The following is a 276-nucleotide window of genomic DNA, read 5'->3' as shown; positions in this document are numbered from 1 at the left end:
ACCTGCGCCCAATGACTGGTAAAGTAAGAATTCAGATTGCTGCAGGTTACCATTTGCGTATCTGAAACGGAAATATCGTTTAGTTAAATGAATCCACTCAGTCTCGCCAAGCGTATTTGCTTTAACAACCAATGAAGAGATTGTGGTCCATGAATTCATATCGTTACTTTCTTCAATGAATAAGGTACCTTCACGATCAGAATAAGCGTGACCTTTTACTTTTGAAATTAAAACCTGACCTAATCGATCTTGTCCATATTGCGTGTAGACTTCAGT

The 276-nt window shown here is 38.4% G+C and carries 1 pseudogene; it reads right to left on the bottom strand.

The features are described from left to right. A pseudogene (locus tag SB660_RS20305) lies at nucleotides 1-276 on the bottom strand (phage portal protein); the annotation flags it as partial.

Origin of the sequence: Bacillus sp. SIMBA_005 (assembly GCF_046535585.1) — a bacterium.
Lineage (GTDB): Bacteria > Bacillota > Bacilli > Bacillales > Bacillaceae > Bacillus > Bacillus pumilus.
Note: the sequence above shows the minus strand (reverse complement) of the source record. Positions and strands in the feature narration are given on the sequence as shown.